23 protein-coding genes, 1 tRNA gene and 1 pseudogene are annotated in these 25,241 nt (G+C 68.9%); 14 read left to right on the top strand and 11 right to left on the bottom strand.

Going from position 1 to position 25,241, the window contains the following annotated elements; translation table 11 throughout:
* Positions 1-63: 63 nt before the first annotated feature.
* Together DW309_RS15030 and DW309_RS15025 are read right to left on the bottom strand one after the other, a co-directional pair.
* Positions 64-1,125, bottom strand: coding sequence for an FUSC family protein (locus tag DW309_RS15030; protein WP_136045831.1), 1,062 nt, complete (start codon positions 1,123-1,125; stop codon positions 64-66).
* A complete protein-coding gene (locus DW309_RS15025) occupies positions 1,122-2,102 on the bottom strand; it encodes a Dyp-type peroxidase (protein WP_136045830.1) in 981 nt (326 codons plus the stop codon). The genes DW309_RS15030 and DW309_RS15025 overlap by 4 nt, the downstream gene beginning before the upstream one ends.
* Positions 2,103-2,284: 182 nt before the next feature.
* Here DW309_RS15025 and DW309_RS15020 point away from each other — a divergent pair, with 182 nt between their 5' ends.
* Positions 2,285-2,668, top strand: coding sequence for a nuclear transport factor 2 family protein (locus DW309_RS15020; RefSeq protein ID WP_136045829.1), 384 nt, complete (start codon positions 2,285-2,287; stop codon positions 2,666-2,668).
* Here DW309_RS15020 and DW309_RS15015 read toward each other — a convergent pair.
* A complete protein-coding gene (locus DW309_RS15015) occupies positions 2,640-5,513 on the bottom strand; it encodes a helix-turn-helix transcriptional regulator (protein ID WP_136045828.1) in 2,874 nt (957 codons plus the stop codon). The two genes, DW309_RS15020 and DW309_RS15015, sit on opposite strands and share 29 nt — an antisense overlap.
* A gap of 242 nt (positions 5,514-5,755) precedes the next feature.
* Between DW309_RS15015 and DW309_RS15010 the strand changes: the two genes are divergently transcribed.
* The 5 genes from DW309_RS15010 (at position 5,756) to DW309_RS14990 (ending at position 11,093) form a co-directional block, all read left to right on the top strand.
* Positions 5,756-6,922 carry a helix-turn-helix domain-containing protein gene (locus tag DW309_RS15010; RefSeq protein WP_136045827.1) on the top strand — a complete coding sequence of 389 codons (1,167 nt, stop codon included), beginning with the start codon at positions 5,756-5,758 and terminating at the stop codon, positions 6,920-6,922.
* Between the two features lie 35 nt (positions 6,923-6,957).
* Positions 6,958-7,794: an alpha/beta fold hydrolase gene (locus DW309_RS15005; protein WP_240753250.1), complete on the top strand. Its 837-nt coding sequence runs from the start codon at positions 6,958-6,960 to the stop codon at positions 7,792-7,794.
* An 83-nt stretch (positions 7,795-7,877) separates the two neighbouring features.
* Positions 7,878-8,594, top strand: a complete 717-nt coding sequence (locus tag DW309_RS15000) for an alpha/beta fold hydrolase (protein WP_136045825.1) — start codon at positions 7,878-7,880, stop codon at positions 8,592-8,594.
* A gap of 19 nt (positions 8,595-8,613) precedes the next feature.
* Entirely contained in the window at positions 8,614-9,861 is a 1,248-nt protein-coding gene (locus DW309_RS14995; RefSeq protein ID WP_168387296.1) for an MFS transporter, read from the top strand.
* A 101-nt stretch (positions 9,862-9,962) separates the two neighbouring features.
* Positions 9,963-11,093, top strand: coding sequence for an FAD binding domain-containing protein (locus DW309_RS14990; RefSeq protein WP_136045823.1), 1,131 nt, complete (start codon positions 9,963-9,965; stop codon positions 11,091-11,093).
* On the opposite strand, the gene DW309_RS14985 is transcribed toward DW309_RS14990, so the two are convergent.
* Together DW309_RS14985 and DW309_RS14980 are read right to left on the bottom strand one after the other, a co-directional pair.
* On the bottom strand, positions 11,088-11,459 hold the full coding sequence (locus DW309_RS14985) for a DUF488 domain-containing protein (RefSeq protein ID WP_136045822.1): 372 nt from the start codon (positions 11,457-11,459) through the stop codon (positions 11,088-11,090). The two genes, DW309_RS14990 and DW309_RS14985, sit on opposite strands and share 6 nt — an antisense overlap.
* A 21-nt stretch (positions 11,460-11,480) precedes the next feature.
* A complete protein-coding gene (locus DW309_RS14980; RefSeq protein WP_168387295.1) occupies positions 11,481-12,290 on the bottom strand; it encodes a helix-turn-helix domain-containing protein in 810 nt (269 codons plus the stop codon).
* Between the two features lie 309 nt (positions 12,291-12,599).
* Between DW309_RS14980 and DW309_RS14975 the strand changes: the two genes are divergently transcribed.
* Complete coding sequence (locus DW309_RS14975; RefSeq protein ID WP_058630798.1) at positions 12,600-13,436, top strand: alpha/beta fold hydrolase; 837 nt, start codon at positions 12,600-12,602, stop codon at positions 13,434-13,436.
* Positions 13,437-13,532: 96 nt separating this feature from the next.
* Positions 13,533-13,838 carry a hypothetical protein gene (locus DW309_RS14970; protein ID WP_136045820.1) on the top strand — a complete coding sequence of 102 codons (306 nt, stop codon included), beginning with the start codon at positions 13,533-13,535 and terminating at the stop codon, positions 13,836-13,838.
* 235 nt (positions 13,839-14,073) lie between these two features.
* Here the strand turns inward: DW309_RS14970 and DW309_RS14965 are convergent.
* Both DW309_RS14965 and DW309_RS14960 read right to left on the bottom strand, forming a co-directional pair.
* A tRNA-Arg gene (locus DW309_RS14965) sits at positions 14,074-14,146 on the bottom strand.
* A gap of 16 nt (positions 14,147-14,162) precedes the next feature.
* On the bottom strand, positions 14,163-14,969 hold the full coding sequence (locus DW309_RS14960) for an SGNH/GDSL hydrolase family protein (protein WP_136045819.1): 807 nt from the start codon (positions 14,967-14,969) through the stop codon (positions 14,163-14,165).
* 93 nt (positions 14,970-15,062) lie between these two features.
* Between DW309_RS14960 and argS the strand changes: the two genes are divergently transcribed.
* Complete coding sequence (gene argS, locus DW309_RS14955; RefSeq protein WP_136045818.1) at positions 15,063-16,727, top strand: arginine--tRNA ligase; 1,665 nt, start codon at positions 15,063-15,065, stop codon at positions 16,725-16,727.
* 28 nt (positions 16,728-16,755) lie between these two features.
* Positions 16,756-17,598, top strand: a complete 843-nt coding sequence (locus DW309_RS14950; RefSeq protein ID WP_136045817.1) for an LmeA family phospholipid-binding protein — start codon at positions 16,756-16,758, stop codon at positions 17,596-17,598.
* Between the two features lie 4 nt (positions 17,599-17,602).
* Here the strand turns inward: DW309_RS14950 and DW309_RS14945 are convergent, their stop codons facing one another.
* From DW309_RS14945 to DW309_RS14930, 4 genes are read right to left on the bottom strand one after another with little or no spacing between them, the layout of a single operon-like run.
* Positions 17,603-18,355 carry an alpha/beta fold hydrolase gene (locus DW309_RS14945; RefSeq protein ID WP_136045816.1) on the bottom strand — a complete coding sequence of 251 codons (753 nt, stop codon included), beginning with the start codon at positions 18,353-18,355 and terminating at the stop codon, positions 17,603-17,605.
* A gap of 1 nt (position 18,356) precedes the next feature.
* Positions 18,357-18,938: a TetR/AcrR family transcriptional regulator gene (locus DW309_RS14940; protein ID WP_136029255.1), complete on the bottom strand. Its 582-nt coding sequence runs from the start codon at positions 18,936-18,938 to the stop codon at positions 18,357-18,359.
* Positions 18,931-19,818 carry an alpha/beta fold hydrolase gene (locus DW309_RS14935; protein WP_136045815.1) on the bottom strand — a complete coding sequence of 296 codons (888 nt, stop codon included), beginning with the start codon at positions 19,816-19,818 and terminating at the stop codon, positions 18,931-18,933. The genes DW309_RS14940 and DW309_RS14935 overlap by 8 nt, the downstream gene beginning before the upstream one ends.
* A 57-nt stretch (positions 19,819-19,875) precedes the next feature.
* On the bottom strand, positions 19,876-20,958 hold the full coding sequence (locus DW309_RS14930; protein WP_136045814.1) for a YihY/virulence factor BrkB family protein: 1,083 nt from the start codon (positions 20,956-20,958) through the stop codon (positions 19,876-19,878).
* Between the two features lie 148 nt (positions 20,959-21,106).
* On the opposite strand from DW309_RS14930, the gene lysA reads away from it, so the two are divergent.
* From lysA to DW309_RS14910, 4 genes and pseudogenes are all read left to right on the top strand, one after another.
* A complete protein-coding gene (lysA, locus tag DW309_RS14925; protein ID WP_136045813.1) occupies positions 21,107-22,525 on the top strand; it encodes a diaminopimelate decarboxylase in 1,419 nt (472 codons plus the stop codon).
* Between the two features lie 22 nt (positions 22,526-22,547).
* Complete coding sequence (locus tag DW309_RS14920) at positions 22,548-23,852, top strand: homoserine dehydrogenase (protein ID WP_136029264.1); 1,305 nt, start codon at positions 22,548-22,550, stop codon at positions 23,850-23,852.
* Entirely contained in the window at positions 23,849-24,817 is a 969-nt protein-coding gene (gene thrB, locus DW309_RS14915) for a homoserine kinase (RefSeq protein ID WP_206251412.1), read from the top strand. Before DW309_RS14920 ends, thrB begins: the two co-directional genes overlap by 4 nt.
* 142 nt (positions 24,818-24,959) lie before the next feature.
* A pseudogene (locus DW309_RS14910) lies at positions 24,960-25,241 on the top strand (transcription termination factor Rho); the annotation flags it as partial.

Genomic DNA, 25,241 nt, shown 5'->3' with positions numbered 1-25,241 from the left:
TTCTGTGCGTACTCTCACTGTGCTCGCGAGGGAGCGGACTTCCGTAGGCCGAGCGTTCGAAGGTCATCCGACATGTGTCGAACCGGCGGTACTCCGCCGGCGTTCGACCACGACGGCCCCGATGAGGACGAGCGCCGCAATCGCCGCGCCAGCGACCGTGTCCATCACGCGTTCGTCCGCGACCTCGCCGATGGACTGTCCTCCCGCGGAGGCGAGGAGAACCGCCATCGGTGTGACGGCCGCGAGAGCCCACGTGAGGTTCCGGCGTAGGAGGAGCTCGAAGGCGAAGATCAGCCCGGCGGCCCATGCGATGCGCGCGAACCCTTGGGGCTCGATGACCGCGAGGACGGCGACGAGGAGGATGGCGAGGCCCGTGCCGATGAGCCGCTGTACGCCGCGCAGGGCCGCGGAGTGGACGTCGGCGTCTTTCTGCAGGATTCCGAGGCACGCCAGCATCACCCACGCCGCATGGTGCAGGCCGAGGAACGCGCTGACCGGTACAGCGAGCACTGCGGCGACGGCGATGCGAGCGATGACCACGCGCACCGTTGCGGGGACTGCAAAGCGCCAGGGCGTGCGTCGCGCGAAGATGACCTGGTCACTGGCCCGGATGGTCGGCACCACGAGCGGCAGCACCACGACAAGGTAGCCGACAAGCGCACCGCCGGCGAGCGAGGCGATGACCTCGAGATAGCTCATTCCGGCTCCGCCCTTGGCTATGGGGGCGACGAGCTGACCGGCGGAGCCCGTGATGAGGACGAGGAACAACGCACCCGGCGGACCGACCGAGAGAGCCTGCGCGAGGAACGACCCGCCGATGGCGATGACCGACATGGCGATGAGGCCGGGGATCAGCGCGGTGCCCAGAAGGGCGCCGATGCCCGCGGCCAGGAGCAGTGCGGCGGCGATGATGGGCAGTGCAACAGCGCGTTCTCTGCGTGACCGGTCCGGGAGGTGCAGGACGATGAGAGCACCGATGGACGCGACCGATCCCCAGCGCGGTTCGCCGACGAGCAATCCGAGGAGAGGTGGAACGGTGATGGCGGTCGCCGCTTGCAGCGCACCCGGCCACTGATGGGTCGCTGGGCGGAGGGCGAACAGTTGCCGCCAGATGGCTGCGTTCACTCAGCGCCGAGCGCGTCGAGCTCTGCGGCGGAGGGAGCGAAGAACACCGAACCGGTCAGGGCAGTCGAGAAGTCCAGCAGCCGGTCGTGCATCCCCGCCGGCTCTCCGACGAACATCCGCTCGAGCATCTGCTGGATGACCCAGAGGTTGCGGCTGTATCCGAGGAAGTAGGTGCCGAACTCGCCCGCACCCGGGCTGCCGAAAGGCATGTTGTCGCGGATGATGTCGTGCTCGACTCCCTGTTCGTCTTCGATGGTCGCCAAGGACTTGTGCGACTGTTGGCCCGCGGGGGCGTCATCCAGCTCGATGCCGTCCACCTTTGTGCGCCCGAGGATCCGCTCCTGCGTGTCGACGGGCAGCGAATCCCACGCGGCCATCGCGTGAACGTACTTCTGGGTGACGACGTAGGTACCGCCGGCGTGGGCGGGGTCCTCGTCGCCTACGAGCACTGCCTCGTCGACTTCCGGTCCGACAGGGTTCGCCGTTCCATCGACGAATCCCAGTAGGTCACGGCGGTCGAAGGAGCGGAAGCCCACGGTCTCATCGATGACCTGTACTGCAGCCCCGAGGTCGATCAGCAGTCGCTTCTCGAAGAAGAAGCAAACATCGGCACGCTCTGCTCTGATGTGGAAGAGGAGGTCGCCTTCGGTGGCGGGGGCCGTGTGTACCGCGCCGGCGACGGGCGTGAAGGGACGAAGCTGAGCTGGCGGAGCGCTCTTCATCAGCGGCGCCCATACGTTGTTGCCGATGCCGACCGTGCACGTCAGTGCGGCGTCAGGAAACCGGAAGGTGATGGCCTTCATCGAATCGGAGAGATCGCCGAGGACGTCGCGCACGGTGTCGATGCCGTTGGGCGCGATGGTCACGACCAGGAAGACCGCGTTCGCGGTGAGTGGGGCACCCGGCGCCTGCGTCGGACCCGTTTCGGCACTGTTCATCGCCCGCCTGCTTCCTCTCACAGTGGTCATCTGCTCCATCCTGACGGCGCATGGGGCGATCCTCCTCCGACACGTGACGAGAGTGCATGCGACGCTCGACGCCCGCTCCGGCGTGCGCGGCAACCCTGCACGAACTGTCCATAGTGGACTGAACGGACGTCGGATGGGCTCGGTCTCCACCGGTCCTACCGTGGGTGCCACACGACCTGAACGGAGACATCATGGACGCCATCGGCCGCGAGGCACTCACCGGAATTCAACAACTCGAACGCGAGCTCATCGTGCGGGACTTCGTCGCGCTCCTCAACGACCGGGCACACACCGAGCTGCACCCGTTCCTCGCGGAGGACGTCGTCTATCGGCCGTCTGCGAGCAAGAGCGTGTGGGGACGCCCCGCCGTCACGCGGATGATTGCCGATCTGCACGCGAACTTCGACCAGTGGACCACCGACCTCCAGTCCGTCGCGGTCTGCGGCGACACGGTGCTGACCGAGCAGCGACTGCGGCTGCGGCTCCCCGGTACGTCGACAGTTGAGGTGATGGGGTTCGCGAGCTTCCGCCTGGCGGGTGCTCAGATCAGCGCATGGAACCAGATTCACGCGTGAGCTGTGCCTGAGAGCGCGCTAGGCGCTTTCCATGCCACTCGCGAAGAGCCTTCCTCGAGTTGACGCCTGATTTCGCGTAGATATGGCGAATGTGCGAGACAACCGTATGGGGCGACATGAACAGCGCATCCGCGATCTGCTGAGTTGTCGCTCCGGCCGCTACGCGCTCGAGCACTTGCTGCTCACGCGGTGAGAGCATCTGCGGATCGCCTTGCGAGTGCGCGCGCCGGCGCACTCCGCGATGCCGGAGAGACTGCAGGACCCGATTGACGTCGCGATGCGCTCCCGCGTTCTCGTAGATCACGAGCGCCTCGTCAAGCGCCGACACGGCCGGTTCCGCGTTGGTTTGCGCGGCCCCGACGAATTCGAGGACCAGAGCGAGGATGAGCGGTCTGTCCAACTGCCGAAGGGTTGTCGCGGCCTCAGTCAGGAGGTCCGCGTCACGAGCGTGGCAGCCTTCAGCGGCCTGAAGGATGGCTCGGCAGTATGCGCTGTCGGGATTGCGGTCGTACCGGGCGCGGGCTCGCGTGATGACCTCCCGAGCGAGTCCATCATCATCGGACCGGATCGCCACCTCCATGAGGAGAAGGTCGTCCGCGAAGTCGGAGGGGGTGGTCATCGCAGGGATCGGGTCGTGAAGCGACTCCCGCGCCAGCGCACTGTGCGCCACCGCGTCGTCCACATTGCCGTCGTTCAGAGCTCGCAGGACGAGCATCCACTGGCCCGCCCGCACGACACCACCGCCGGATGCCAGAGCCACGACGATGGGCTCTGACTGCTGACGCAGGGCGGTGTCGCCGGTGCGGAGCGCAATCCGGAACAGGACGATGCCAGCGGTCGCATTCGCGAAGTCACCGAGTCCGAGTTCGCTAGCAAGAGAGAGTACCGACTCGGCTTGCAGCTTCGCCTCGTCCAGTCGGCCGAGATCATGCAGCACGCGGGCGCGAACCATCATCCAGTAGGCCTCGGCGACGGCGGCTTTGGACGCGAGCGCGGAGCGCAGCCCCTCGTCCACCAGTTCGAGGGCGTGGGTGACGTCCCCCTTCGAGTTGTGGAGGAACGCGTCCCACAGCCCTTCCGGCACCCATCGCGCGGGATCGAGCCCGGCGAGAGCAGCGCGCTTCGACGCAGCCTGCATGAGGGCGACCGCGTCATCGAACCGGTTGCTGTTGAAGGCGTACACGGATTCTGTCGCGTCGACCGTGGCCAGCGCTTCGTGGTCGACGTCGGGGTCGGCGACCTCGCGCGCGAGCACAAGTGTGCGAGTGAGCTCGACGAAGTCGGCCTTGTTCGCGCAGTTCAGCGCGCGCACAGCGAGGAGATCGGCTCGTGTCGAGCGCTCGATGTTTCCCAGCGCGAGCGCCTCATCACAGGTCGCAATAGCTTGGTCGAAGGAGGACTCGGTCTGGCGACGGGCAGCACCGAGAAGGACGCGCGCGCGGGACTCTGGTGAGAGATAGGGCGTGAGGGCCTGCGTCGCGTTGTCCGCCTCGGTATGGCGTCCGTCGGCCCACAGGTACGGCAGAAGCTCGGTGCTGGCCTCCGCCAACGCAGGGATGTTGTTGGCGAGGTGCAGTGCGGCCGCCGCGAGGTCGGCGGCCTGTGAGGTGTCGGATGCTGCCAATTGCTGCGCGGCGTCACGGATCAGAGCGAACGATTGCTGGTCGCCGGGTTCCGCCGCCTCCACAACTGCAGTGGCGACAGCGGAGGCCGGCTCGCCGGAAGCGAGACGGAGGTGGGCCACTTCCCGCAGCATGACCTTGCGGACGGATGCGGGGATTGTCGCCTCGACGGCTTCTCGGATCGTGTCGTGGACGAAGGCGAGCGTTGTCCCGTCTTCTGTCAAGAAGTCAGCGCCCAGCAGTTCCCGCACCACGGGCATCGAGGTCACAGCGGTGGCGCCGGTCGCGGTCAAGACGTCGGAGAGGCGGAACCTCCTGCCGAACAAGCTCGCAACCTGGGCGAATGTCAAAGCGTCGTCAGACAGATGAGCGACGCGCTGTCGTGACGCCGCCCCGAACCTCGCGGGAACAGTGGTGCCGATAGCATCCACGACACCGTCATGAGCCTCGAGGAGCGCCTCCTCTTGGAGGCCGCGTACGAGTTCGACGACGAGGAGCGGGATGTGCGAGGTTCGTTCGAGAGCGGCTTCGAGCTTGGGTCCGAGGGCCGCGCCAGCGAGGTCGGAGGCGATCTCGAGCGCAGCGTCGGCCGCGACAGGCTCGAGATCAACGACCGTGCCGGTGCGCTCGACATACTCGGCGACTCGCGCGTGCGCTGCCCGGAACTGCCCTGACCGGCTGGCAAGCACCCACGCGACTGGCTGATCCGCCAGCGCGGCCGCCGACCGCAACAGAATCCCCACCGATGCGGCATCCAGCCACTGCAGGTCGTCGACGACGACAACCACGCCGCCAGTGGTCGTCGCCGCCGACTCCACTCTGTCGGTCAGAAGGCGTGTGATCCAGTACTGCGCTTCCCCCGTGCCGAGGACCGGTCGCAGCTCCACCTCCGTCACCAGCGGTGGGGTGCCACGCAGCATCGCCTCGGTGAGCGTTCCCAGGGGGACTGCGCCGGAGTCAACATCCGGGGTGACGGTGAGGGTGGACCATCCCTGTTCCTCGGCGAACGCGAGAATCTCCGCGAGAAGTCGAGTCTTTCCCATGCCGGCGCGCCCGCGGATGAGCGCAGGAGTGGGCGCGTCCGTGAGGGACCGGTTGATGGACGCGATGAGGGACGACGTGATGTCGTCGCGGCCGCGCAGGGGGGCGCTGGCCGCGGTGGGAGAACCGGCCAGGAAGGCGCGGTCTGACGCAACGGCGTAACCGGAGTGTCGGTCGTGCATCCCCCCATTATCTCGGAGCGATATTGCGTGCTCGTTTCCAGGTGATGTGCGGATGTCGCAGAGGGGATGTGAACGCTCCCATCCCTACGTACCGTAGAGGCCGCTACCCCCATCTGGGTGGTACAAGTTGGGCCTCCTCGTCGTTGATATGTCGTTCATACGCTGAGGCCGAGGGCGCGAGTGCGGGCCCGAGAAAGGATCACGATGCATCGGTGGGGCGACGTCGAAGGGAGTAGACGGGCATGAACCTGCAAACACTCGTGGATGACCTTGCAGAAGACCTCGGTCGATCCGTGGTCATCAATGACGCGCAGTACCGTCCTATGGTCTCCAGCGCACAAGGGGAGGAGATCGATGAGCTCCGTGCTCGCGGGCTCCTCGGACGTGCGACGCCTCCGCGCGAGCGCGCGTATCTGGAGAGCATTCATCTGTCCTCCGCCAGGCGGCCGCAGACCGTGAATCTCGACCAGTTCGGTGCACGCGAACGTCTGGCCGTGCCGATTCGCTCCGATGACGCGCTGCTCGGAGTCATGTGGCTCATCACGGGCGGGCTTCCGCCGCTGACATCCGCGCAGTTCCGCGCCGTGGACGCGGCAGTGGACATCGCGCGTGACTATCTCGCCGCAGAGCAGGATGCGACACCCGCGCGATCCACGCGCGAAGTGGTCATCCGTGGACTTCTCGCTCAGGATCCGGTCGCCAGACGGGATGCGCTGAGCACCGCTGTCCGCACTCATGGGGTGTCTCGCAGCTCGGCAACGGTCGTTCGTGCCGTGTCCGTCGGGCATGACACCTCCGTAGTCCAGCGCGCGTCGCTCGGACGGGCCCTGGAGAGCGTGGCTAAGACCACACTCATGTTCATGGGCGAGATCGGAGCTGCCCTGCTGTTCCTGGAGCGTGCGAACGATAATGCACGAACAGACGACCTCATCGCGGCCGAGGCCGCGCGCGCCGGCGTGCTCTTGCGAGCAATCGGGTCCGCTCACCTGACCGAGACGGACATCGACGTGCGGCCCGTCGCTGAGCGGGCGGTCGCGACGGCGGCGGTCGCTGAGCTCCTGCCTGATCTGGGCAAGAGCCTGCGCGCCGAGGACGCCGGTCCCTGGCTGCTCATTGCTGATGTCGTCTCAGATCCGAACCGGCTGCAGTGGTACTCGCCAGCCGCCTACACCCTGATCCATGACGCGGACCCGCTGCGCCGGCAGACCATCGAGACTCTCCTCGACCACGCCCACCAGATCAAAGTCGTGTGCGAGGAACTGCACATCCACCGCACGACGCTCTACTACCGATTGGAAAACATGCCACAAGTGGTGAAAGACGCGATGGATGATGGAATGAAACGCAGCGCACTGCACCTCGGCTTGAAACTCGCGTCGTACTGGGAGAACGCAGGTCACATCCAATGAGGGCACGAAGTCGACAGGTTCAGACCAGCGACGGTGTGACCCTCGAGCTGTACGACACGAGCGGGAACGGCGTCCCGCTCCTGATGCTTCACGGGTGGTCGCAATCGCAGGAGATGTTCCGGCACCAGCGTGAGGGGCTCGGTGAGCGCCGAGTCATCACCTATGACATGCGTGGGCATGGACGGTCGGAGAAGCCCTGGCGAGGCCATCGCATCGCCCGTCTCGCGGCCGACCTCCGAGACATCCTCGACGAACTCGACATCCAGACCGTCGACCTCCTCGGCTGGTCGATGGGTGTCTCCGTCATCTGGTCCTACCTCGAACTTTTCGGAGACAGCAGAGTACGCAGCATCGTGATGGTGGACCAACCAGCCGCGGTCGTCGCACAACTGTGGATGAGTCCGCAGGAGCAGCAGTCCGCGGGCTGCATCCTGCCGCCGGACGGGCTCGGCGCGCTCGCCAATGCCATTGCCGACGACGCCGGCGGGGAGGCGACGGTGCGCGGCTTCGTACGGAGCATGTTCACCGGTCCCGTCGACGACGACCTCTGGTCTTTCGTGTCATCGGAGGTCGCACAGACGCCACGTCGCGTCGCTGCGCCACTGCTGTTCGACCACGGCGCGCAGGACTGGCGGGAAATACTCCCAAACATCGCCAAGCCCACCCTCGTGCTGGGGTGCGACGGCAGCCACGTCTCCCCGGAATCGCAACGCTACGTCGCATCGCGCATCCCCGGAGCGCTCGTGCACATCTTCCCGCGGGAGGTCGCCAGCTCCCATTTCCCGTTCCTGGAGAACCCGGAGGCGTTCAACGACGTCGTCCGAGTGTTCCTCGACGCGAACGCGGTTTCCGACACCCGTCCAGTCAAGTAGCGACAAGGCGTAGGAGCGGGGGCTTGGTCCCCGCTCCTAGCGTGGGATGCGACCCGGAGATCTCGGGACTGAGGGAGTGGAATATGCGCGAGAAGCCGACCGTCGTGATGGTGCACGGTGCGTTCTCTGATGGAGCGAGCTGGTCGCCCGTGGCGATGCGGGTGATGGGGGCGGGCATCGACGTGCGTGTTCCCGCCATCTCGAACCGGAGTCTGGCGGCGGATGCCGCGTACGTGCGGTCGTTCGTCGAGAACATCGACGGCCCCGTCCTCCTGGTCGGCCACTCCTACGGAGCAACCGTCGCCTCCGTCGCGGGCACCGCCGAGAACGTTCGCGGCCTCATCTTCGTGGCGGGTTTCATTCTCGATGTGGATGAGAGCGCAGCCGACCTGCGTCAGCGCTTCCCGGCATCGGACGCCGCAAACTTCTTCGACTACCGGCCCTACGCCACTGCAGACGGCGCGACCCGGCGCGAGGTGTCCGTCGCCATCGACGAGTTCCCCTTCCTCGCCGCCCTCGGCATCCCGGCCGATGAAGCTGCCGTCTTCGCCGTCACCCAACGGCCGCTTGACGTCGCGGTGCTCGACGAGAGGGCCACGCACGCAGCCTGGCGCTCACGTCCGACGTGGGGCATCGTTGCTACCGCCGACCACATCGTCAACCCGGACGTTGTGCGTTTCGGCTTCGAACGAGCCTCAGCACTCGAGGTAATCGAGCTACCAGGTCCGCACCTCATCATGCACACCCATCCTGGTGACGTCGCAAGCTTCATCATCGACGCGGCCAACGCGGTTCCCTGACTTTGGCTTCGGTGCTGACGTGACCGTCGCCGCGCCCCGGACGCGTGTGTCCTCGCGTTCGGGGCGCGATGGGCCATTGGCGCCGCTGAGGGTTCCGGCATTCCGGGTGCTGTGGGTCGCCGGGTTCGTCAGCAATATCGGCATCTGGATGCAGACTGTCGGCGCCCAATGGCAACTCGTTGCCGACGACAGCTCACCTGTTGTCGTCGCCCTCGTGCAAACGGCCTCAGCAGCGCCCGTGTTGCTACTGGCGCTGCCATCGGGAGTGCTTGGCGAGTTCCTGAATCGTCGCACGGTGATGCTCGTCACGCAGGTCGTGCAATTGGGGGCGTCACTGGCATTGGTAGCGATGTCGGCTGGGGACGATCTCCCAGCGAGCACACTCCTCACCCTCACGTGCGTGCTCGGTGCTGCGTCCGCCGTGCAGATGCCAGCAGCACAGTCAGTCATCTCGGACATCGTGCCGCGCGAGCAGGTGGCGGACGCGGCATCACTGTCGTCCATCAGTGTGAACGTCGCGCGCGCGGCAGGTCCGGCAGTCGCCGGGCTCGCCATCGCGCAGTTCGGGATCACCGCAGTGTTCATCGTGAACGCCGCCTCGTTCGTCATCTACTTGGGCGCGCTCATCGCTTGGCGCAACTATCGAGCCCCGCAGACACCGGCTGAGCCTTTCCTGCACGCGATGCGCGAGGGCGTTCGCTTCGTCTTCCGCTCGTCGCTGGTGCGCTCCCTCTGCATCCGCTTGGCGATCTTCCTCGTGCCGGCCAATGCTCTCTGGGCGCTGCTGCCTGTGTTCGCGAAGCGCACGCTCGGTCTCGGCGCTGACGGCTACGGACTGCTTCTGGGCGTCTTGGGCGTGGGCACCATCGTTGGCGCGGTCCTTGCGGGGCCGTGGCGTGCCCGGTGGGGAACGAACCGAGTGCTGTCGGCGTCGACGACCCTCTTCGTTCTCGCACTGTGCGCACTGTTGTTCACCTGCGACCTCTGGGTCATCTTTCTCGCGCTCGTCGCGGCCGGAGCGGCATGGATCGGCGTCATCGCTACGGTGAGCGCTGTCGTGCAGGCGTCGTTGCCGGAGCGTGTGCGCACGCGGGGCCTGTCGATCTACCAGCTGGTCCTCTACGGGGGCACTGCTGTGGGGTCGGCGGTGAGCGGCGCGTTGGCTGTCGCCGTCGGTACGGACGCGGTCCTCGTCGGCGCCGGCGCGGTCGTCCTTCTCCTGACGGCGCTGCAGGCTTTCCTCCCGCTCGCCGACCAACCGTCCTAGCGTCGGTCTCCCCGGTAACTCGTGCGCTCTTGACTCATGGTCGAAGGCTCGTCCGTCAGTTGTCGCACGGGTTCTCGCATCGCCACGCATACGGTGGCCACATGAGCGACTTCTCAGTATCCGCGCACCGCATCGCTGTGGCCGGCGGTTCCATCGGCGGACTGTTCGCAGCCGCCATACTGCATCGGCTTGGGCACGATGTCACGGTGTACGAGAAGTCAGTCCACGGTCTCCGCACGCGAGGTGCCGGACTCGTCGCGCAAGACGAGATCTTCACGGCACTCGACGTTGCGGGCGTCCCGCCAACTGCGGTGTCGGGTGTGACGTCCGTTGAGCGGATCACTCTCGACCTGCGCGGAACGATTCGCTACCGAGAACGAGCCGAGCAGACGCAGTTGTCCTGGGACCGGCTGTACGACGGTCTTCGCGGAGTGATCCCCGACTCTCGGTACGTCCTGGATAGTCCGGTGACGGACGTCCAGGCAGGCGCAGACGTCATCTCTTTCGCCGCGGGCGCTGAACGACATGAGGCTGACCTGCTCGTCGGAGCAGACGGAGCGCACTCGCACGTGCGTCGCTTCATCGCGCCCGACGGCGGTGAACCAGCGTACGTCGGGTATGCCATCTGGCGCGGCCTCATCCCCGAGGACCTCGTCCCCGCCGGCGCCGCTGACACACTGTTCCGGCGGATGACCTTCTACACGGGGCCGGGGGAGCACGCTCTCGGGTATCTCGTTCCTGGGCCGGACGGTCAGACCCAGCCAGGCAGTCGCCGATACAACTGGGTCTGGTACCGCTCGCTGAGCTCCGTCGACCTATCGGCGTTGATGACTGCCTCCGGTCGCCCGTCCACATCGACCTCCCTCGCCCCGGGGCAGACACCGCTCAACGTCACGACGAACCTCGCTGAGACTGCCCGCCATCGCCTGCCACCGCAGTTCGCCGAAGTGGTCGCTATGGAGCCTCGGCCCTTCCTCCAGGGCGTGCTCGACTACGTTGCTCCCCGGCTCACCCGAGATCGCGCAGTGCTTCTCGGGGACGCGGCAGCGGTGGTGCGTCCGCACACCGCGATGGGCGCGGCCAAAGCCGCCGGCGACGCGCTTGCTCTCACCCGTGCGCTTCACTCATCGCCCATCGACGCTGCGCTCGTCTCGTACGGCGAGCAGCGGCTCCCGGTGGCCAGGAACATTGCGCGGTACGGGATGAGGCTTGGCGAACAAATGCCCCTATGACCTAACGGCGGTCAAGCGCTCCTGGATGAAGCGCTGGAGGACGACGGCATGGTTGACCGCAGGATCGTGGGCTGCGTAGATCAGGGTGACTGTGTCGTGCGCGTGGACGACGTCGAGCAGGTGCTCTACGGCCATGGTGTTCTCCTCCAGTTCCGCGTCGTACCGAGTGGCGAACTCCGCCATGCGTTCGGGGTCATGGTTCCACCACGTCCGCAGATCGGGGGACGGCGCGATGTCTTTCAGCCACTCGTCGAGAGCGGCACGTTCCTTCGACACGCCCCGCGGCCACAGGCGGTCCACGAGGATCCGGTAGCCGTCGCCTGTGGAAGCTGCGTCATATGCGTGCTTGATGAGGATGTTCGGCATGAGTGGCCTTTCGTGCGGGGCTCAGGCGAAGGCTGTCTCGCGGGCGCCTGAGTTAGTGGTGAGCACCTCGAAGCCTGGTTTCGGGGACTGGGTGGTCATCGTATGGAACGGCAAAGAGGGCACTTCGAAATTATGGACCCGCATCTGGATCTCACCGATTCCATCCAAGCGCAGGTGAGAGTCGAAGTCCGACGGGCGAGCAACCTGGTGCAGCTCCCACAGCTTCATGAAGTCCTGATCCGCTGACAGCTCACGAACGATCTCGTCGTACCGCGCGGAGGAGCGGTCTCCGAGGAAGCGGAGGGTCGCGACACCCCGCGCCGCCAGTTCCTCCCAGTTCACGATCTGGCGCTTGTTCTCGGGAGCGAAGTGGACGACAACAGCGTTGGCCCCGGGGCTGATGGCCCCGGCACTCAAGGAGTGCATGAGTTCATTGACAGCGACGATGTCGAGGTTCCCGTCCGTGATGTACGCCGGGATATGCGCCCACGTGTCGAGAAGTTCACGCATGATGTAGGTCTTCTCGGGCGGGATCATCCGCCGCTGCTCATCGACCCTCCCGGTGAGGCGATTGACATACTCGACGCATACATCGTCCAGATTCAGCGCGCGGGCGAGAGCGCGAACGACCTTGGTGGAGGGATCTGCTCCCCGTCCCTGCTCGAGCCGGATGTAGTACTCCACGCTGATGTCGGCGAGCATCGCCACTTCTTCCCGCTTCAGTCCGGAGACTCGTCTGCCGTCAGCAGGATGAAGGCCGACGTCCACCGGCCGGACGTGCGCGCGCCGCGCACGCAGAAAGTTCCCCAGAACACTCTTGTTACCGCTCACCGATCTCCCTGAATGCAACCAATTTCCCTCCCTGCACGTCGTGGTGCAAGGAGTACGGACGCTTCACCGTACGAAAGACGAGGGCACGCCCACATCACCTGTCCGGACGCTCCGTATCCCCTCAAGAAATGTCGTGCTGGGCGTGCCACCTCTCGGATTCGGATAGACGTAGCAACGGGAGTCGGCAATTGTCGGAGGCGTCGCGGACGCCCGAAAGTTACCGTGAATGCAGTCGCCACATCGTCGAGGCGCAAACTACCCACCAGTCGCGCGGGCTTGCTCGTTCGACGACATGACAAAGGACTCATCATGGGATACATCACCACCGAAGACGGCGCAGAGATCTACTTCAAGGACTGGGGCGACAAGAACGCCCAGCCCATCGTGTTCCACCACGGCTGGCCGCTGTCATCCGACGACTGGGACGCACAGATGCTCTACTTCCTCTCGAAGGGCTACCGCGTCGTCGCCAGCGACCGCCGCGGCCACGGACGTTCGTCGCAGATCAGCACCGGCCACGACATGGACCACTACGCCAGCGACGTGAACGCCGTCGTCGAGCACCTCGACCTGAAGAACGCCATCCACATCGGCCACTCCACCGGCGGCGGCCAAGTCGCTCGCTACGTCGCCAAGTACGGGCAGCCCCAGGGTCGTGTCGCCAAGGCCGTGCTCGTCTCCTCGGTTCCTCCCATCATGCTGAAGTCCGACAGCAACCCCGAGGGCACGCCCATCGAGGTCCTCGACGGTTTCCGTTCCGCTCTCGCCGCCAACCGTGCCGAGTTCTTCCAGGCCGTCGCGTCGGGCCCGTTCTACGGCTTCAACCGCGACGGTGTCGAGGTGTCCGAGCCGGTCGTCGCGAACTGGTGGCGTCAGGGCATGACCGGCAGCGCACTGGCTCACTACGAGGGCATCAAGGCCTTCTCCGAGACCGACCAGACCGAAGACCTCAAGGCCATCACGGTCCCCGTTCTCGTCATGCAGGGCGACGACGACCAGGTCGTTCCCTACAAGGCCGCCGCGCTTCTGCAGCACGAGCTCCTCCAGAACTCGGAGCTGAAGCTCTACGCCGGCTACCCGCACGGCATGCTGACCACGCACGCCGACGTCATCAACCCTGACCTCCTCGCCTTCATCCAGAAGTAAGAAGCGTCGCATTAGAAGAGGTGCACCCGGGATCCGGGTGCACCTCTTCTGCATTCTTGAAGGAAGAATGCGACGTCCTGACGATACTGTTCGTCTGTGGACAACAGTGTCGAGTCCTTTAACGCGTACCTCAAGGACGGCGGCACCCACGCCCTCGAGGATGGATCCCGTCGGCGGCTGCGCGGCTCCGCGGCACACTACTTCCTCGCCACGATGACCGTCGTCGCGGCGAATCTCGACAAGATCATCGACCTCGCAGCCCACAAGACCGAGGACGGCGACAACATCGAGGCCGGCATCGAGGCCCCGCGCGCGAAGCAGCGCAAGCCGCGTCGGACAACGGCCCTCCAGCGCGTCACTCACAACCGCGGTCGAGCAAAACGAAACCCCGTCCGCACTTAGCAGGCGCGGCTGCTCCACCAGTTAGATCACCGGCTCGAAGGTCGGCGCCAGCATGCCCAATCTCCGGTAGCGTCGTCGAACTTCGGGCCATTTCTGTTCCCGACGAACGGCTGAAGCCCATAACGAGGCCTCCACGCCGAGCAGCAACGAGAAAAGCCGCCTGAAACCAGGCGGCTCTTCTCGTACTTGGGGGTTGCGCGTACGTATTCACATACGATCCGCGTACAACCCGATGTGCCCCCGACAGGAGTCGAACCTGCGACCTACGGTACCGGAAACCGGCGCTCTATCCACTGAGCTACGGAGGCGTACCGATCGACCTTATCACTCGTCCGGGGTGGTCTCCGACCCGCCCGCTTCGGTGACCGGGGCAGCCCGCAGCTCGTCCAGCGCGGCGGCCAGCTTCTCGGCGAGGTAGCGGTGGCCCGCGGTCGACGGATGCTTGCGTCCGACCTCCACGTCGATCACGGAGAGGTAGTTCTGCTCGGTGATCCAGTGCTGCTGCACGGGGGAGATGTACCACCAGCCGCGGGCGGCCGCGAGCTCGGACAGGTCGTGGTCGATGCGGGCGGTCTGGGTGCCGACGGGGAGCTCGTGCGGGGCGGGGCCGAGCACGACGATCGCGGCCTCCGGGTACAGCGCGGTGAGCGCGTCCCAGGCCGCGGTCACCGCGTCGCGGTAGCCCACCTCGCCCTGGGCGCGGTCGTTGATGGAGCCCTGCACGATCACCAGGTCGGGGTCGATCGCGGGGTCGAGGGCGGCGATCCGCTCCCCGAACGTGGGGCCGTCGAGCCCCGGCTTGAGGTAGCCGCTGCCGCGCACGCCGTTGACGACCGTGTGCCCGTGGATCAGGTCGGCGAGCACGTACGCGTACCCGAGCGTGGGATCCGTGGCCGCCGAGCCGTAGGTCCACGAGTCGCCGAAGACCAGCACGGTGGGGTCGTCGGGGAGGGTGAGAGGAGCCGGGGCGATGGCCGCGGCGGTGGTGTCGTCACCGGCGGCGACGGGCGCCGCGGAGGGAGCGGGAGTCCACGGCCGCCACACACCCAGAACGCCCGCCGTGACGGCGAGCACCAGTGCGGTGGCGACCCCGGCGGCACGCAGTCGGCGGCGGGTGGCGGGGGCCTTCATGGCATGAGAGTAGATCACGGTCGGCCGAACGCAAATTCGGCGCGACGCACGGGGGCGGAGATCACCCGTCCGCGCCCGTAAACTGGGGAGTCTATGAACCCCGAAACGCTCGCCTCCGCCATCCTCGCCGTCCTCGCACCGATCGCCGAGGCTCGACGTCCCGGCGAGCCGCTCGGGGTCACCGCCGCCGACGTCGTGCTGGAGCGTCCGCGCAACCGCGACCACGGCGACTGGGCCTCCAACATCGCGATGCGCCTGGCGAAGCCGCTCGGCACGAACCCGCGCGAGCTGGCGCAGGAGATCGCCGACGGGCTCGTCCGCGTCGACGGGGTCGCGAGCGCCGAGGTCGCCGGTCCCGGGTTCCTCAACATCCGTCTCGACGCGGCCGCGGCCGGCGCGCTCGCGAAGGTCATCGTCGACGCCGGTCCCGCGTACGGCACCAACTCCTCGCAGGAGGGCGTGAGCGTCAACGTCGAGTTCGTCTCGGCCAACCCCACGGGTCCGCTGCACATCGCGCACACGCGCTGGGCCGCCCTGGGCGACGCGATCGTGCGCCTGCTGCTGGCGAGCGGTGCGCACGCGGTGCGCGAGTACTACATCAACGACGCCGGCGTGCAGATGGACCGCTTCGCCGGCTCGGTGCTCGCCGCCGCGAAGGGCGAGCCGACCCCCGAGGGCGGCTACCCCGGCGAGTACATCACCACGCTCGCCGGCCGCGTGCTCGAGGCCCGCCCCGACCTGCTCGACCTCCCCGAGGCCGAGCAGCTCGACGTCGCCCGCGAGCTCGCGTACGAGTACCAGCTCGCCGAGATCACGCACTCGCTCGACCGCTTCAACGTGCCGTTCGACGTGTGGTTCTCCGAGCGCACGCTGCACGCGAAGGACGCGTCGGGCCTGAGCCTGATCGACCGTGCCGTCGACCGCCTCCGCGAGCAGGGACACGTGTTCGACCAGGACGGCGCGGTGTGGGTGCGCACGACCGACTTCGGCGACGACAAGGACCGCGTGATCCGCCGCTCGAACGGCGAGTACACGTACTTCGCCGCCGATGCCGCGTACTACCTCGACAAGGGCGACCGCGGCTTCCGCGACAAGATCTACCTCCTCGGCGCCGACCACCACGGCTACGTGCACCGCCTCAAGGCGGTCGCCGGTGCCGCGGGGGAGGACCCGGAGAAGAACGTCGAGGTGCTGATCGGCCAGATGGTGTCGATCAACGGCGCCCGCCTGAGCAAGCGCGCGGGCAACATCATCGAGATGGACGACCTGCTCGACTGGCTCGGCACCGACGCGCTGCGCTACTCGCTGGAGCGCTCGCCCGCCGACTCGCCGCTCGACCTCGACCCCGAGCTGCTGCAGAAGCGCACCAACGACAACCCGGTGTTCTACGTGCAGTACGCCCACGCGCGCACGCACAACGTGGCCCGCAACGCCGCCGACTCCGGTGTCGACCGCTCCGAGTTCGCGCCGGAGACGCTGACGCACGAGAGCGAGGCCGCCCTGCTGGGCGCGCTGCAGGAGTTCCCGCGCATCGTGGCGTTCGCCGCTCAGGTGCGCGAACCCCACCGCGTGGCCCGCTACCTGGAGGAGCTCGCGGGCCTGTACCACCGCTGGTACGACAACTGCCGCGTGATCCCGCTCAGCGTCGACCCGGTCGAGAGCGTGCACCGCACCCGCCTGTGGCTGAACGACGCCGCCGGTCAGGTGTTCCGCAACGGCCTCGGGCTGCTGGGCGTCTCGGCTCCCGAGCGCATGTGACCGGCCGCCCGTGCGGCAGGATGACACCATGAGCGACGACAACCATACGCTGCCGTACCCCGAGCCGTCGCGGGAGCACCCGACGCTGGTGATCCCCGACGCGGCGGCGCCGCAGCCGGAGAAGGCCAGGCGCCGGCCGCGGTGGCCGTGGGTCGTGCTGATCGTGGTCGTGGTGCTCGCGGTGCTCGTCGTGGCGGCGGAGCTCATCGCCCGCGCCGTGCTTCCCGGCGTGGTGCGGTCGATCGTGATCGAGCAGCTCGACCTTCCGGCGGATCAGCAGCTCGACGTGGAGACCACGGGCCTGCTCCTGCCGCAGCTCATCGGCGGACGCCTCGACACGTTGCACCTGTCCACCGACGCGGTGACCCTGGAGGGCATCACCGGCGCGGCCGACGTGACCGCGACCGGTGTGCCCCTGCGCGGCGGCGACCTCGACGGCGCCGACGGCACGATCCGCATCGACCAGGAGCAGTTCACGGCGCTGCTGGCCACGACCGACCTCCCGGTGGACTCCGTCGAGCTGGACGAGCCGAATGCCACGCTGGGCGGCTCCTTCGACGTGCTGGGCACCGCGGTGCCGGTGTCGATCACGCTCACCCCGGGCGCGGTCGACGGCGATCTGGAGCTGACCCCCGTGGCGGCGAGCGTCGGCGGGATCGACATCGACCTGTCCCGCGTCGGCTCGTCCCTGGGCGGGCTGGGCGAGGGCCTCACGGAGCCGCGCCGCGTCTGCATCGCGGATCAGCTGCCGGCCGGGCTCACCCTCACCGGGCTGCAGATCTCCGGCGATGCCGCCGTGATCGACGTGGATGTCGACGGCGCGATCGGCACCGACGAGGCGCTGCAGGAGAAGGGCACCTGCCCGCGCTGACCGGCTACCCGGCCTCGGCGCGCGGTCCGTCCATCCGGGCCCGCAGGAGCTCGGCGAGCCACTGCGGCCGCTGCAGCGGGGTGCCGTGGCCACAGCCGTCGACCGTGACCAGCGTGCTGCTGGGGAGCGCGCGGTGCAGTGCCGCGGCGGAACGGTGCATGAGCTTCTTCTCGTTCTGTCCGACGAGGACGAGCGCCGAGCCGGGGAACTGCGACCACGCGGGCGGCGGTGCGAAGCGCAGGTTCTCCGCCACCGCGGTCACCAGGGTCTCGCGCGAGATCCCGGCCGAGGTGCGCAGGTAGGCGGGGAGCAGGTCGTCGGGCACGAACAGCTCCCGCGCCTGCAGCCGGGCGAAGCGCTCGTTCTTCGCCAGCCCGGCGGTCGCCCGCAGGAGCGCGAGGGTCGGGCCGATCGCGCGCGCCGGTTCCGCCTGGGCGCTGATCACCACCGCATCGGAGACCAGGTCGGGGCGCTGCGTCGCGAGCAGCACGGTCAACTGCGCGCCCAGCGAGAACCCGACCACGGTCGCGGGGGCGGACTCGTGCTCCAGGATCCGGGCGAGCGCGTCGACGGTCGCGGCGTGCGACACGTACGGCTCGGTCGCACTCGCGCCGTGGCCGGGCAGGTCGGGCACGATCACCCGCTGCTGCTCGCCGAGCCGGGCGCGCACCGGGTCCCACATCCACCCGGCGACCCCGCCACCGTGCAGCAGGAGGAGGGGTCGTGTGCCGGCCGGGCCGGAAGTCTCGTGGTGCACGTCACTGCCTCTCGAACGTGGCCGCCATGCGGCCGATGGTGTCGATCGTGCTCTCCAGTCGATCGCGATTGAGGGGGCCGAGCAGCCGCGCGGCCGACAGCAGGCCGAGCGTGGCGCTCGACAGGGCGAGGGCGAGCGACTCCGGCGCCACGTCGGCGACGACGAGCCCGCGTCGCTGCAGGTCGTGCACCCACGCGATCACGCGCTCGTGTCGTTCCCGGTACCGTCCGTCCTGCTCCTCCGCGACGTGCGCCCCGAGCACGCCGGTGTCGTCGAGGAACGCCGCGGTCATCAGCTCGTCGTCGAGCAGCGCGCGGGCGGTCGCACGGTATGCGGCGGCGAGCGAGGGGTGCGCGCCGAGCTCCTGCTCCACGCGCGCGGCGATGCGGGCGTTGCCGCGCTGCAGCAGGGCGTCGCGCACGTCGCGCTTCGACGTGAACTCCCGGTACACGGCACCCTTCGCGATCCCCGCGTCCTCCGCGACCGCGGCGATGCTCATGGCGTCGAAGCCGCGGGCGAGCACGAGCCGCTCGGCCGCGTCGAGGATGCGGTCGCGGCGGTGGGGGATGAGCGGTCTAGGCATCGGCCCGCCCGTCGAGGTGTTCGAGCAGCGCCGCGGTGACGACGTCGGGACGATCGCGCTGCACCCAGTGACCGGCGCCGGGGACCACGACCAGACGGGCGTCGGGCAGCAGGCGTGCGGCGGTGCGGATGCGGTCGAGGGGCACACCGGAGTCGCGGTCGCCGTGCACCAGCAGCGTCGGCGTGTGCACGGACGGCAGCCGGTCGGTGTACACCGTGCGCAGTCGGTTCCACCGCACCTGGTCGCGCTGCCACTCGCCGAACGTCGCGAGCCCGGTGCCGGTGGCGGCCTCGGAGAGCACCGCTTCGACGAGCTCGGGCGTGCGCGCCTCCGGGCTGCGCACCAGGTCGGCGAGACCCTTCTCCATCGCGGTGGTGTTGCGCGCGTACGAGCGCGTCATCGCGGAGAGCAGGCCGGAGCGCAGCAGCAGGAAGGTGGAGAAGTGGGTGAGGGCGCCGAGCGGACCGTCGGCCAGCCGCGGCATCAGCCCGTAGCAGCCGAGCAGGGCGGCCGCGCGTGCCTGCCCGGGGCGGTCGAGGAGGTGCCCGACGGTCAGACCACCGCCGAGGGAGAGCCCGGCGACGGCGTAGTCGCTCAGGCGCAGTACGTCGACGAGCTCGCCCACGTACTGCACCAGCCGCTCCTGGGTGAGCCTCCACTCCGGACGGGGACTGTGCCCGAAGCCGGGGTGGTCCGGCGCGAAGACCCGGTGCCCGGCGGCGGCGAGCTGCGGGCCGATGCCGCCCCAGGAGAGCTCGGCGCTGTCGGCTCCGCCGCCGTGCAGCAGCAGGAGGGGCGAGCCGGATTCGTGCGTCGGGGTCCATTCGCACAGTGAGACCTCGGCGCCGGGGAGGCTGATGCGCGTCCGCGTGGGAGTCATGCGTGTCCTCTCGTTGTGACCAAACTAGCAGTTCTGGTCACAACGAGGGTCGCGCAGTCAGCGCTCCTCGTGCGCGGCGCCGGTCCCGGCCTCCTCTGCGGCGGCGCGCTGGGCCTCGCGCAGCTCCGCGGTCGCCACCTGCACGTCCACCTCGGCGCGCTGCAGCCGGCGTTGCACGAACGTCCGTGCGCCGAATCGCTCATGCAGCCGGTCCTTGCGCTCCTCCTCGGCGGTCACGATGTACGCGCAGGCCACCAGGATCACCTGCGTCGACAGGTTGAGCCAGATCAGCAGGGCCAGCAGCGAGGCGAACGACGCCAGCAGCGGGTTGCTCGTGGCACCGCCGACGAACAGGCCGGACAGCTCCTGCAGCACGATGAGACCGAATGCCCCGAGCAGCGCCCCCGCCCACAGCGACCGCGCCGCGGGGCGCACCCCGGACAGCAGGAGGAACGCGCCGACGATGAGCGCGGCGTCGAGCGCGAACACCACCACGAGCGACAGCAGCCGCACCGTCACGGCGACCGCGGGGGAGTCCGACGGCAGACCGAGGAGGTCCGCGACCCACGTGGCGCCGAGCTGCCCGATGAACGTCAGCGCGGCCGCGAGCACGAACGCCACGCCGATGCCGAGTCCCAGGAGCAGGTTGCGCACGATCACCCAGATCCACAGGATGTCGGACTGCACGGTCCCGGCGATCACGCGGATGGCCGTGCGCAGCGAGCCGATGGCCCCGAGAGCCGCGCCGATCAGCGCGACCAGGGAGACCAGCCCGGCGACGGAGAGCGACGCCGGGGCGCGGAGGTCCTTCGCATCGATCACGCCGTCGTCGCCGATCAGTCCCGGCACGGCGGCCTGCACCGCGTCGATGATCGCGCGCCACGCGTCGGGGTTGCCCGCGAGCCACAGCGCCGCGATCGAGAATCCGAGCAGCACGCCAGCGAACACGCTGAACAGTGCACGGTAGGTGACGCTGTCGGCCAGCATCGGGCCGCGGCGCTCGGAGTACAGCAGGGCCGCGCGGACGGGGCGACGCGCGAGGGCCCAGGCGATGACGGGTCCTGTGATGCGCGCGACGAGTCCGGGCCGCGACGGCCCGTCGGATCGGGTGTGAGCGTCTGTTGCGTCGGTGTCTGCCACGCCCCCACCCTAGGAGAGCCGCGACGGGGGTCCCCAGGGGCTTGACGCGGGCTGTCACCGTGCGCAGGCGGATCGGGGCGTTGCCCTAGAATCGGGGGCAACTCGATGTGCGCCCTCCGCCCGAGACCCGACCCACGATTGGTGCTCCGTGCTTGCTCCTGCCGACTCGCTCGCCCCGGAATGGCTCCTCGTCCCCGATGACCCGAACGATCTCGCGAGCGGTGTGTGGCCGGCGTCGGCCCGCCGTGACGACGACGGTGCCCTCGTGATCGCCGGTGTGCGCGCCACCGAGCTCGCCCGCACCTACGGCACCCCGGTCCTGGTGCTCGACGAGGACGAGGTCCGCACCAGGGCCCGTGCCTTCCGGGTGGCGTTCGACCGGGCCGCGGCGGAGCACGGCACCACGGCGCAGGTGTACTACGCGGGCAAGGCGTTCCTGAGCACAACCGTCGCCCGGTGGGTCGTCGACGAGGGGCTCCGCGTCGATGTGTGCACGGGCGGCGAGCTCGCGGTGGCCCTGGCCGCCGGGGTCGCGCCCGCGTCGCTCGGCTTCCACGGCAACAACAAGTCGGTCGCCGAGCTGGAGCGCGCGGTGCAGGTGGGCGTCGGCACGATCGTGGTCGACAGCGCGATCGAGATCGAGCGGCTGGCCGCGATCACGGCCCGCACCGATGCGGTGCAGCGGGTCATGGTGCGCGTCATCAGCGGCGTGCACGCCGAGACCCACGACTTCCTCGCCACCGCCCACGAAGACCAGAAGTTCGGCTTCCCCCTCGCCGAGGCGGAGGTCGCCGTCGCCCGCATCCGCGAGATCCCCGGGCTGGAGTTCGCCGGTCTGCACTGTCACATCGGTTCGCAGATCTTCGGCGTCGCCGGGTTCCGCGAGTCGGCGTCGCGCGTGCTCGAGCTGCATGCGGCGCTCCTGGAGCACGGACCCGTCCCGCAGCTCAACCTCGGCGGCGGCTTCGGCATCGCGTACACCCGGGTCGACGACCCCACGCCGATCGATGAGCTCGCTGCCGCCATCGTGGCCGCGGTCGCCGAGGGCTGCGCGGCCAGGGGCATCCCCATGCCCGCGCTGTCGTTCGAGCCGGGCAGGGCCATCATCGGCACGGCCGGAGTGACCCTGTACGAGGTCGGCACCACGAAGGACGTGACGATCGCCTCCGGGGCGACCCGCCGCTACGTCAGCGTGGACGGCGGGATGAGCGACAACGCCCGCACCGCCCTGTACGGCGCCAGCTACTCGGCGCGGCTGGCATCGCGCACGGGGGAGGGCGAGCCGCAGCTGAGCCGCGTCGTCGGCAAGCACTGCGAGTCGGGCGACATCGTGGTCGACCACGAGTACCTTCCCGCCGACCTCGCACCGGGCGACCTGCTGGCCGTTCCGGCGACGGGTGCCTACTGCGCCTCGCTGTCGAGCAACTACAACCACGTCCCGCGACCGCCGATCGTGGCGGTGCGCGACGGCCGTTCGCGGGTGATCGTCCGCGGCGAGACCGTCGACGACCTGCTGGCCCGCGATGCGGGCATCGACGGGGCCGACGCCCCCGAGGGAGACCGATGACCCACCCCCTGAAGGAGCACGCATGACTGACTACCGACGACTTCGCGTGGCGCTGCTGGGCGCCGGAGCGGTCGGCTCCCAGGTGGCGGCGCTGCTGCTGCGCCACGGCGACGAGCTCGCCGATCGCGCGGGAGCCGCCCTCGAGCTCGCGGGCATCGCGGTGCGCGATGTGGACGCCCCGCGCGACGTGGAGCTGCCGAAGGAGCTGTTCACGACCGACGCCGAGTCGCTCATCCTCGGCGCCGACATCGTGATCGAGCTGATTGGCGGGATCGAGCCGGCGCGCTCCAACATCCTGCAGGCGATCGGCTCCGGTGCCGACGTCGTCACCGCGAACAAGGCGCTGCTGGCGACGCACGGGCCCGAGCTGTTCGAGGCGGCGGATCGCGTGGGCGCCTCGGTGTACTACGAGGCCGCCGCGGCCGGTGCCATCCCGATCATCCGGCCGCTGCGCGACTCGCTCGCGGGCGACCGCGTGGTGCGGATCATGGGCATCGTGAACGGCACCACGAACTACATCCTCGACCGGATGGACACCGAGGGGGCCGACTTCGCCGACGTGCTCGCCGATGCGCAGCGCCTGGGATACGCCGAGGCCGACCCCACCGCCGACGTCGAGGGCTACGACGCGGCGCAGAAGGCCGCGATCCTCGCGAGCCTCGCCTTCCACACCGCCGTCCCGCTCGACGCGGTGCACCGCGAGGGCATCACCTCGATCACGGCGTCGATGATCGAGGAGGCGCGCGCGGCGGGCTTCGTGATCAAGCTGCTCGCGGTGTGCGAGCGCATCGAGGCGAACGGTGCCGAGTCGATCTCGGTGCGCGTGTATCCGGCGCTGGTCCCCGCGACCCATCCGCTCGCCTCCGTGCACGGCGCGAACAACGCCGTGTTCGTCGAGGCGGAGGCCGCCGGCTCGCTCATGTTCTACGGCGCGGGCGCCGGCGGCGTGCAGACGGCCTCTGCCGTGCTGGGCGACGTGGTCTCGGCCGCGCGGCGCCACATCGCCGGCGGCGTCGGGGTGGGGGAGTCGACCAGGGCGAACCTCCCCATCGTGCCGATCGGTCACGTCACCACCCGCTACCAGATCACGCTCGAGGTCTCCGATGCGCCGGGCGTGCTCGCGACGGTCGCGGGCATCCTCAGCGACGGCGGCGTCTCGGTCGCGACGGTCGTGCAGACCGTCGAGGGTGAGGACGAGCCGACCGCCCGCCTCATCATCGGCACGCACCGCGCGACGGAGCAGGCGCTGAGCGACACGGTCGCGGTCCTCGCGGGCAGCGACGTCGTCGCCCGGGTCGTGTCCGTGCTGCGGGTGGAAGGCGAGTGAGCACCGTGGCCGCCCCGGCGCCGGAGGAGCAGCGCTCGATCCTCGGCCGCACGGTCGAGGTCACGGTGCCAGCGACCAGTGCCAACCTGGGCCCCGGCTTCGACACGCTCGGCCTGGCGCTCAGCGTGTACGACCACCTCGAGGTCACCGCCCTGCCGGCCGGACAGCTGGAGATCGAGGTCACGGGGTCGGGCGCGGACGACATCCCGCGCGATGCGTCGAACCTGATCGTGCGCACGGTCGCCTACGTGTTCCAGGACGTCGGGCGCCCGGTCCCCGGGCTGCGCATCGTCGCGGAGAACGGGGTGCCGCACGGCCGCGGACTCGGGTCGTCGGGTGCCGCTGTCGCCGCGGGCGTCCTGGCCGCGAAGGGTCTGCTGGCGGGCGACGTGGATCTGTCCGACACCGACCTGCTCCGCCTGGCGACCGAGATCGAGGGTCACCCCGACAACGTCGCCCCCGCGCTGTTCGGCGGGCTCACGATCGCGTGGATGGGCGAGCACGGACCGCAGCACAAGAAGCTGCTCGTGCACCGGGGCGTCTCGCCGCTCGTGCTCGTCCCCGCCTACACGATGTCGACGTCGCAGGCGCGGTCGCTGCAGCCGCCGCACGTGTCGACGGCCGATGCGGTGTTCAACCTGTCGCGCTCCGCCCTGCTGGTCGCGGCGCTCATGCAGAGCCCTGAGCTGCTGCTCGATGCGACGGCCGACCGGCTGCACCAGGACTACCGCGCCGAGGCGATGCCCGAGACGCAGCGGCTCGTGCAGGCGCTGCGCGCGGCCGGGTTCGCCGCGGTCGTGTCGGGTGCGGGCCCCAGCGTGCTCGTGCTCGCCGACGGCCCGGGCAGCCGTCAGGACGCGGTGGAACTCGCCGATCGTGTGACCGACACCCCGTGGGAGGCGCTGCTGCTCGCCGTCGACGTTCGTGGTGGTACAGTGGGGGATCGAGCGGAGGGCTCCACGTAACGTCGTGAATCTGGCCCCATTGCAACTCTTGCAAGACCCGCACGCAAACCCTTGAGGCACAAGTGCCGAGGCTGGCTGACGCCGAGCGTCAGCCCGTGCGATCGTGCGCAGCACCCGTTGTGCGCGTTCACGCTCATATCCCATGACCTATAAGGGAGTACTCGTGGAGAACCTCTCCGAGACCCAGAACGATCAGGCTGCTCCGGTGGCCGACGCCGTCCAGACCGCGGAGTCCGCGCCGGTGCGCAAGCGCGCTCCGCGCCGGGCGACCACGGCGACCGCCGCCGCGAAGGCCGAGAAGTCGGCCGAGGAGTCGGCCGCGGCACCCGCCGAGGCCGAGTCCGGCGAGGCAGCGCCCAAGGCGAAGGCCCCGCGCCGCTCGCGGGCGAAGAAGACCGATGCCGATGCCCCGGCCGCCGAGGCG

This window comes from Microbacterium sp. K41 (assembly GCF_004794395.1).
Classification (GTDB): domain Bacteria; phylum Actinomycetota; class Actinomycetes; order Actinomycetales; family Microbacteriaceae; genus Microbacterium; species Microbacterium sufflavum.
Note: the sequence above shows the minus strand (reverse complement) of the source record. Positions and strands in the feature narration are given on the sequence as shown.

What these genes read in the sequence shown, in the direction of transcription:
- DW309_RS15025 (WP_136045830.1), bottom strand. Translation starts at nt 2,102, where the DNA reads ATGGAGCAGATGACCACTGTGAGAGGAAGCAGGCGGGCGATGAACAGT.
- DW309_RS15020 (WP_136045829.1), top strand. Translation starts at nt 2,285, where the DNA reads ATGGACGCCATCGGCCGCGAGGCACTCACCGGAATTCAACAACTCGAA.
- DW309_RS15015 (WP_136045828.1), bottom strand. Translation starts at nt 5,513, where the DNA reads ATGCACGACCGACACTCCGGTTACGCCGTTGCGTCAGACCGCGCCTTC.
- DW309_RS15010 (WP_136045827.1), top strand. Translation starts at nt 5,756, where the DNA reads ATGAACCTGCAAACACTCGTGGATGACCTTGCAGAAGACCTCGGTCGA.
- DW309_RS15000 (WP_136045825.1), top strand. Translation starts at nt 7,878, where the DNA reads ATGCGCGAGAAGCCGACCGTCGTGATGGTGCACGGTGCGTTCTCTGAT.
- DW309_RS14990 (WP_136045823.1), top strand. Translation starts at nt 9,963, where the DNA reads ATGAGCGACTTCTCAGTATCCGCGCACCGCATCGCTGTGGCCGGCGGT.
- DW309_RS14985 (WP_136045822.1), bottom strand. Translation starts at nt 11,459, where the DNA reads ATGCCGAACATCCTCATCAAGCACGCATATGACGCAGCTTCCACAGGC.
- DW309_RS14975 (WP_058630798.1), top strand. Translation starts at nt 12,600, where the DNA reads ATGGGATACATCACCACCGAAGACGGCGCAGAGATCTACTTCAAGGAC.
- DW309_RS14960 (WP_136045819.1), bottom strand. Translation starts at nt 14,969, where the DNA reads ATGAAGGCCCCCGCCACCCGCCGCCGACTGCGTGCCGCCGGGGTCGCC.
- argS (WP_136045818.1), top strand. Translation starts at nt 15,063, where the DNA reads ATGAACCCCGAAACGCTCGCCTCCGCCATCCTCGCCGTCCTCGCACCG.
- DW309_RS14950 (WP_136045817.1), top strand. Translation starts at nt 16,756, where the DNA reads ATGAGCGACGACAACCATACGCTGCCGTACCCCGAGCCGTCGCGGGAG.
- DW309_RS14940 (WP_136029255.1), bottom strand. Translation starts at nt 18,938, where the DNA reads ATGCCTAGACCGCTCATCCCCCACCGCCGCGACCGCATCCTCGACGCG.
- DW309_RS14935 (WP_136045815.1), bottom strand. Translation starts at nt 19,818, where the DNA reads ATGACTCCCACGCGGACGCGCATCAGCCTCCCCGGCGCCGAGGTCTCA.
- DW309_RS14920 (WP_136029264.1), top strand. Translation starts at nt 22,548, where the DNA reads ATGACTGACTACCGACGACTTCGCGTGGCGCTGCTGGGCGCCGGAGCG.